This window comes from Roseicyclus sp., from assembly GCF_052168335.1.
Lineage (GTDB): Bacteria > Pseudomonadota > Alphaproteobacteria > Rhodobacterales > Rhodobacteraceae > Roseibacterium.
This window is the reverse complement of the sequence record NZ_JBQLZP010000201.1, coordinates 1-7,634: the sequence shown is the minus strand read 5'-3', so window position 1 is coordinate 7,634 and position 7,634 is coordinate 1. Positions and strand designations below refer to the sequence as shown.

Here is a 7,634-nt window from a genome sequence, read left to right as displayed (position 1 = left end):
GAGCTGGATCACCAGGCGCACGCCGGGGTCGATCTCGGCCTCGATCTCCTCGCCGGGCTCCATCCCGTAGAAGAAGGTGCGCGTGGGCAGCGTCCGGACCGGCCCGTATTCCTTGTGGCGCGTCGCGTAGTCGGTGAAGACCTTGGGATACATCATGTAGCCCATCAGGTCCTCGTCATCGATGGTGCGGTCGAGTTTGGCCTCGACCTCCTTGCGGGTCTTCTCGAGATCGGCGGGCTTCACGTGCAGGCCGGGCCGGTCGAGGATCGGCTGCTCGTCCTTCAGCACCTTCTTCAGGATGCCCGGCGGGAAGCCGCCCGGGGGCTGGCCGAGGTTGCCGCGCATCATGTCGATGACGCTGTCGGGGAAGGAGACGTCCTTCTCCGGGTTCTCCACGTCCTCGCGCGTCAGGCCCTGGCTCACCATCATCAGCGCCATGTCGCCCACGACCTTGGACGACGGCGTGACCTTCACGATGTCGCCGAACATGCGGTTCACGTCGGCGTACATCTGCGCCACCTCGTGCCAGCGGTCCTCGAGCCCCATGGAAAGCGCCTGCGCCTTGAGGTTGGTGAACTGCCCGCCCGGCATCTCGTGGAGATAGACCTCGGAGGCCGGGGCCTGCATCCCGCTCTCGAAGGCGGCGTAATGGGCGCGCACGGCTTCCCAGTAGTCGGAGATCTCGCGGATCGCGCCGATGTCGAGGCCGGTGTCGCGCTCGGTGAAGGACAGCGCCTCGACGATTGTGCCGAGCGTCGCCTGGCTTGTGTTGCCGCTGAGCGCGTCCATCGCGCAGTCGACGGCATCGACGCCCGCCGCCGAGGCCGCGAGGATCGTGCCGCAGGCGATGCCGGCCGTGTCGTGCGTGTGGAAGTGGATCGGCAGGTCCACCGCGTCCTTCAGCGCCGGGATCAGGACGGCGGCCGAGGCGGGCTTGAGCAGGCCCGCCATGTCCTTCAGGCCCAGGACGTGCGCGCCCGCGGCCTCGAGCTCCTTGGCCATCTTCACGTAGTACTTCAGGTCGTACTTGGCGCGGTCGGGGTCGAGGATGTTGCCGGTGTAGCAGATCGTGCCCTCGCAGATCCGGCCCGTCTCCTGCACGGCGTCCATGGCGACGCGCATGTTCTCGACCCAGTTGAGGCTGTCGAAGACGCGGAAGACGTCGACGCCGCTGTCGGCGGCCTGCTTCACGAAGGCCTGCACGACGTTGTCGGGATAGTTCGTGTAGCCGACCCCGTTTGCCCCCCGGAGGAGCATCTGCGTCATGATGTTGGGCATCGCCGCGCGGATGTCGCGCAGGCGCTGCCAGGGGCATTCCTGGAGGAAGCGGTAGGCCACGTCGAAGGTGGCGCCGCCCCAGCACTCGACGGAGAAAAGCTCGGGCAGGTTCGCGGCATAGGCGGGCGCGACCTTGATCATGTCGATCGAGCGCATCCGGGTCGCCAGCAGCGACTGGTGCCCGTCGCGCATGGTCGTGTCGGTGACGAGGAGGCGCTTCTGCTCCTTCATCCACTTCGCGACCGCCTCCGGCCCGCCCTCCTCGAGGAGCTGGCGGGTGCCGAGCCTCGGCGTGTCCGTGCGCAGCGCGGGCGGCCTCGGGTCCTTCACCTCGGCGCGGGGGCGGGGCCTGCCCTGCGTCTCGGGATGCCCGTTCACGGTCACGTCGGCGATGTAGGTCAGGATGCGCGTCGCCCGGTCGCGGCGCGGCTTGAAGTCGAAGAGCGCGGGGGTCTCGTCGATGAACTTGGTCGTGTAGCGGTTCGACAGGAACGTCGGGTGCTTGAGCAGGTTCTCGACGAAGGCGATGTTGGTGTTCACGCCCCGGATGCGGAATTCCCTGAGCGCGCGGTCCATCCGCGCGATGGCGGCCTCGGGCGTCGGCGCCCAGGCGGTCACCTTCTCGAGCAGGCTGTCGTAGTAGCGCGTGATGACCGCGCCCGAATAGGCCGTGCCGCCGTCGAGGCGGATGCCCATGCCGGTCGCGCCGCGATAGGCGGTGATGCGCCCGTAGTCGGGGATGAAGTTGTTGGTCGGGTCCTCGGTCGTGATCCGGCACTGGATCGCGTGGCCGTCGAGCTTCACGTCGTACTGGCTGGCGATGCCCGTGGCCTCGACGAGGGACTTGCCCTCGGTGATGAGGATCTGGGCGCGCACGATGTCGATGCCGGTGACCTCCTCGGTCACGGTGTGCTCGACCTGCACGCGGGGGTTCACCTCGATGAAGTAGAATTTCCCCGTGTCCATATCCATCAGGAACTCGACCGTGCCCGCGCACTGGTAGTTCACGTGCTCGCAGATCTTCTTGCCGAGGAGGCACAGTTCCTCGCGCTGGGCGCCCGAGAGGTAGGGGGCGGGCGCGCGCTCGACGACCTTCTGGTTGCGGCGCTGGACCGAGCAGTCGCGCTCGTAGAGGTGGTAGATGTTGCCGTGGTGGTCGCCGAGGATCTGCACTTCGACGTGGCGCGCGCGCAGGATCATCTTCTCGAGGTAGCCCTCGCCGTTGCCGAAGGCGGCCTCGGCCTCGCGGCGGCCCTCGCGGACCTTCTCGGCCAGTTCCTTCGGCCCCATGATCGGGCGCATCCCCCGCCCGCCGCCGCCCCAGGAGGCCTTGAGCATCAGGGGATAGCCGATCTCCTCGGCCTCCTTCGCGATGGCGTCCATGTCGTCGCCGAGCACCCCGGTCGCCGGGATGACGGGCACGCCCGCCTCCATCGCCACCCGACGCGCGCTGGCCTTGTCGCCGAGCGCGCGCATGGTCTCGGCTCTGGGGCCGATGAAGGCGATGCCGGCGGCCGCGCAGGCATCCACGAAGGCCGGGTTCTCGGACAGGAGGCCATAGCCCGGATGGATCGCGTCCGCGCCGCAGTCGCGCGCGACGCGGATGATCTCGGGGATCGAGAGATAGGCCGCGACGGGGCCCAGCCCCTCGCCGATCTTGTAGGCCTCGTCCGCCTTGAAGCGGTGGAGCGAGAGCTTGTCCTCCTCGGCGTAGACCGCGACCGTCCGCTTGCCCAGTTCGTTGGCCGCCCGCATGACGCGGATCGCGATTTCGCCCCGGTTCGCGACGAGGATCTTCCTGAATTCGGGCATCTCGGACGGCACTCCCTTTCGCAGACGCAGAATCTGTAGGCCGCAACCGGGGCGCGAGCAAGCCGATGCTTGGACGCAGGCCGGGTGGCAAAAGGTTAACGCGGTGGCGGGTGCGTTAACGAAGTGTTAGCATTTTGCCATGCCGACCGAAGCCACCTACATCGCGCTGCTCTGCTCGCTCCTCGGCGGGGCGGAGCCGGAATCGCGGCAGTTCTTCGAGGTCTACGGCTATGAGCGCCCGCGCTACATCCGCGTGGATTGCGAGACGCCCACGCACGTCATCGAGGTCGGCATGGACGAGACGGCCTCGGTCCGCGACAGCGTCCACCAGGCCGCGCTCGCCGCGCATTTCACGGGCAAGCTGCCGCTCGTCGTGCTGATCGACACCGATGGGGCCGAGGGCCGCTACGAACTGGAAATGCGCCTCGTGACGGGGCACCTCGGGGTCGCGTATGCGCGATGCCCGGCGGGTTTCCTCGAGAGCTGGGCGGCGCGCGCCGGGTTGCGCAGCGGTCGCGCCTATGGCGAGGACGACCTGCCCTCCGATCCGACGATCGCCGCGCGCTGTCCGCTAGACCGGGTGCTGGAGGCCGTGGTCACCAACTAGCCGCCCCGCCAGGTCCCCGAGCCGCCGCGCGCCGATCTGCGCCATGTTGGATGTCATGTCCTTGGCGAGGATGTCCTGGAGATGCGCGGGCCCCTCGCGCCCGAGCGCGCCGAGCGCGTAGTGCCAAGCCCGGCCCATCATCACGAAGTCCGCTCCGAGCGCCAGCGCCCTGAGGATGTCGAGCCCGCCCTCGATCCCGCTGTCGAGGATGAGAGGCAGGCGCGTCGCCGCGCGGATCTGGGGCAGCACGTCGATGCTGGCGGGCGCGCCGTCGAACTGGCGGCCGGCGTGGTTCGAGACCCAGACCGCGTCCACGCCCTCGGCCTCGGCCTGCGTCGCGACCTCGGGCTCGAGCACGCCCTTGATGATCAGCGGCCCCTCCCACCGCTCGCGGAGCGCGCGCACGTAGTCCCAGTCGGGCGCCGCGCGCAGGAGGTAGCCGACATGCGCGGTCGAGGGCAGGCGGCCCATCTTCTCCTGGTCGGCATAGCTGTCCATCAGCCGCATCCGGGGCATGCCGGTCGCCTGGATGCCCATGGCCCAGGCGGGGCAGAGCGCCACCTGCGCCATCAGCCGGGGCGTCAGGCGCGGCGGCTGGACGAGACCGCCCCGCGTCTGCCGCTCGCGCCGCGAGGCGGCGGGCACGTCCACGGTCAGGATCAGCGTGTGGAACCCCGCACCCTTCGCGCGGGCGAGCATGTCGTCGCGCATCCCCGGATCGCGCGGCGGATACATCTGGAACCAGCCCTGGTCGCCATGGGCGCCCTTCAGGTCCTCGGGCGTGCGGGTGGCCACGGTCGAGAGGCAGTAGGGAATGCCCGCCTTCGCCGCGTGGCGGGCGAGGTGCATCTCCGCCTCCGGCCAGACGAGGCCCGACATGCCGAGGGGCGCGATGCCCACGGGCAGCGGATAGTCGCGCCCGAGGAAGGTCGTGGAGATCTCCGGCGCGATCTCGCCCCGGAGGGCGGCGGGCCGGAACAGGACGCGGTCGAAGGCCTCGCGGCCGCGGCGGTGCGCGCTCTCCGTGCCGGTCGCGCTGTCGAGGTATTCCCAGACGAAATGGGGAATGCGCCGGCGCGCGCGCGCCTTCAGGTCGGAAATCGCGGGGAATCGGGCATCGAGACTCATGGCGGAACCTAGAGCCCCATGACCGCCGTCTTGTCCAGAGGTCCGCCACGCGGCGGGGCCCGCGCGAAATGGGGAACAATCTGCGAACAAAGCTTTAACTGCGCCCCGATCCGCCCTATGATCGGACCATGAGCAGCTTCCCGCATTCCTTCGACGACGACGACGCCTTCGAGGCGGCGGCGCGTGTTCCCCTCTCCGCCCGCGCGATGGCGGCGCGGCCGATGCCGCATCTCGAGGGCCTGAACCCCGCGCAGGCCGAGGCCGTGCAGCGGATGGAGGGGCCCGTCCTCATGCTCGCGGGCGCGGGCACCGGCAAGACCCGCGCGCTGACCGCGCGGATCGCGCACCTGCTGGCCACCGGCACCGCGCGGCCGAACGAGATCCTCGCCGTGACCTTCACCAACAAGGCCGCGCGCGAGATGCGCAACCGGGTGGGCAACCTGCTGGGCGAGGCGGTGGAGGGGATGCCCTGGCTCGGCACCTTCCACGCGATCTGCGTGAAGCTCCTGCGCCGCCACGCGGAGCTCGTCGGGCTGAAGTCGAACTTCACCATCCTCGACACCGACGACCAGGTGCGGCTCTTGAAGCAGCTCATCGCTGCCGCGAACATCGACGAGAAGCGCTGGCCCGCGCGCCAGCTCGCCGCGGTCATCGACGGCTGGAAGAACCGCGCGCTGACGCCCGAGAAGCTGCCCGCCGCCGAGGCCGGTGCCTTCAACCGGCACGGTCCCGCCCTCTATGCCGAGTACCAGCAGCGCCTGCGCGACCTGAACGCGGTCGATTTCGGCGACCTCCTGCTCCACGTCATCCGCATCTTCCAGGAGAACCCCGACCTCCTCGCGCAGTACCAGCGCTGGTTCCGCTACATCCTCGTCGACGAGTACCAGGACACGAACGTGGCGCAGTATCTCTGGCTGCGGCTTCTGGCGCAGGGGCATTCCAACATCTGCTGCGTCGGCGACGACGACCAGTCGATCTACGGCTGGCGCGGGGCCGAGGTGGGCAACATCCTGCGCTTCGAGAAGGACTTTCCCGGCGCCCACGTCGTCCGGCTGGAGCAGAACTACCGCTCGACGCCGCATATCCTCGCCGCGGCCTCCGGCGTCATCGCGGGCAACCGCGAGCGGCTGGGCAAGACGCTCTGGACCGACGCCGAGGAGGGGCACAAGGTCCGCCTCATCGGCCACTGGGACGGCGAAGAGGAGGCGCGCTGGGTCGGCGAGGAGATCGAGGCCATGGCTCGCGGCACCCGCGGCATGGACCCGATCAGCCCCGACGGCATCGCCATCCTCGTGCGCGCCTCGCACCAGATGCGCGCCTTCGAGGACCGGTTCCTGACCATCGGCATGCCCTATCGCGTGATCGGCGGCCCCCGCTTCTACGAGCGGATGGAGATCCGGGACGCCATGGCCTATTTCCGCCTCGTGGTGAGCCCCGAGGACGACCTCGCCTTCGAGCGGGTGGTGAACACCCCCAAGCGCGGCCTCGGGGACAAGGCGGTGCAGACGATCCAGCGGGTCGCGCGCGCCAACGGCGTGAGCCTCGTGGAGGGCGCGCATATCGCCGTCTCGGACGGGGCGATCGGCGGCAAGGGGGCGAAGGAGCTCAAGGCCTTCCTCGAGGCGCTGGGGCGCTGGCGCTCGATGATGGCGGGGGCGGTGGCGGTCGCCTCGGACGACCTGATCGAGGATCTGGGGGCCGGCGACAAGCTCAGCCACATCGAGCTCGCCGAGGCGATCCTCGACGAGAGCGGCTATACCGCGATGTGGCAGAACGACAAGACGCCCGAGGCGCCGGGCCGGCTGGAAAACCTCAAGGAACTGGTGAAGGCGCTGGAGGAGTTCGAAAACCTTCAGGGCTTCCTCGAACATGTCAGCCTGATCATGGACAACGAGCAGGACGATGCCGAGCCCAAGGTCACGCTGATGACGCTGCATGCCGCGAAGGGGCTGGAGTTTCCGGCGGTGTTCCTGCCCGGCTGGGAGGATGGCCTCTTTCCCTCGCAGCGCTCGATGGACGAGACCGGGCTCAAGGGCCTCGAGGAGGAGCGGCGCCTTGCCTATGTCGGCATCACGCGGGCCGAGGAGGTCTGCACGATCTCCTTCGCGGGCAACCGCCGCGTCTACGGGCAATGGCAGAGCCAGATGCCCTCGCGCTTCATCGACGAACTGCCGCCCGAGCATGTCGAGGTGCTGACGCCGCCCGGCCTCTACGGCCACGGGCGCGGCATGTCCGCCTCGGCCAGCCCGGTCGCCGACATGATGCGCGGTTCGGACCTGCACGACCGGGCGGCGCGGGCGGATGTCTACAACTCCCCCGGTTGGAAGCGGCTGCAGGAGAACCAGGGCCGCCACGGCCTGCGCCAGCCCTCCGAATCGCGCGGCATCACCATCGACGCGGAAGCCGTCAGCGCGTTTTCGGCGGGAGACCGCGTCTTCCATCAGAAATTCGGCTACGGGACCGTGACTTCGGTGGAGGGCGACAAGCTCTGCGTCGCCTTCGACAAGGCGGGGGAAAAGCACGTCGTGGGCCGTTTCCTCGTCTCGGCGGATGCGGCGGGCGACGTGCCGTTCTGACCTCGCGGATTATTTCAAGTCTGTCATTCGCGTGTGATCGGCGATAGAATATCAACTCATGCACGTCATCGGGACGGAGGAAGGGCCGGGGAGGGCCCGCCGCCAAGGGAGGAGCCGATGAAGACGCTGATCTACGAGCCCAATGCCGGGCGCGTGCGGGACCACGTCGCCCTGATCGCCGCCGATGCGACGGAGATCGACGTGGCGCGCAGCCTCGCGCAGGCGCGCCTGAT

At 69.1% G+C, this 7,634-nt stretch carries 4 protein-coding genes; 2 read left to right on the top strand and 2 right to left on the bottom strand.

The window, feature by feature from the left end; genetic code table 11:
• Positions 1-3,090: pyruvate carboxylase (locus ACTS11_RS06410; protein WP_442639505.1), on the bottom strand; the 3,090-nt coding region annotated here is incomplete at its 3' end.
• Between the two features lie 139 nt (positions 3,091-3,229).
• Between ACTS11_RS06410 and ACTS11_RS06405 the strand changes: the two genes are divergently transcribed.
• The gene (locus ACTS11_RS06405) at positions 3,230-3,697 is read left to right on the top strand and encodes a hypothetical protein (RefSeq protein WP_442639504.1); all 468 of its coding nucleotides are present in this window, start codon (positions 3,230-3,232) and stop codon (positions 3,695-3,697) included.
• On the opposite strand, the gene ACTS11_RS06400 is transcribed toward ACTS11_RS06405, so the two are convergent.
• Positions 3,662-4,825, bottom strand: coding sequence for an alpha-hydroxy acid oxidase (locus ACTS11_RS06400; RefSeq protein ID WP_442639503.1), 1,164 nt, complete (start codon positions 4,823-4,825; stop codon positions 3,662-3,664). The genes ACTS11_RS06405 and ACTS11_RS06400 overlap by 36 nt on opposite strands.
• Positions 4,826-4,953: 128 nt before the next feature.
• Between ACTS11_RS06400 and ACTS11_RS06395 the strand changes: the two genes are divergently transcribed.
• On the top strand, positions 4,954-7,401 hold the full coding sequence (locus ACTS11_RS06395; protein WP_442639502.1) for an ATP-dependent helicase: 2,448 nt from the start codon (positions 4,954-4,956) through the stop codon (positions 7,399-7,401).
• Positions 7,402-7,634: the final 233 nt, after the last annotated feature.

What these genes read in the sequence shown, in the direction of transcription:
- ACTS11_RS06400 (WP_442639503.1), bottom strand. Translation starts at nt 4,825, where the DNA reads ATGAGTCTCGATGCCCGATTCCCCGCGATTTCCGACCTGAAGGCGCGC.
- ACTS11_RS06405 (WP_442639504.1), top strand. Translation starts at nt 3,230, where the DNA reads ATGCCGACCGAAGCCACCTACATCGCGCTGCTCTGCTCGCTCCTCGGC.
- ACTS11_RS06395 (WP_442639502.1), top strand. Translation starts at nt 4,954, where the DNA reads ATGAGCAGCTTCCCGCATTCCTTCGACGACGACGACGCCTTCGAGGCG.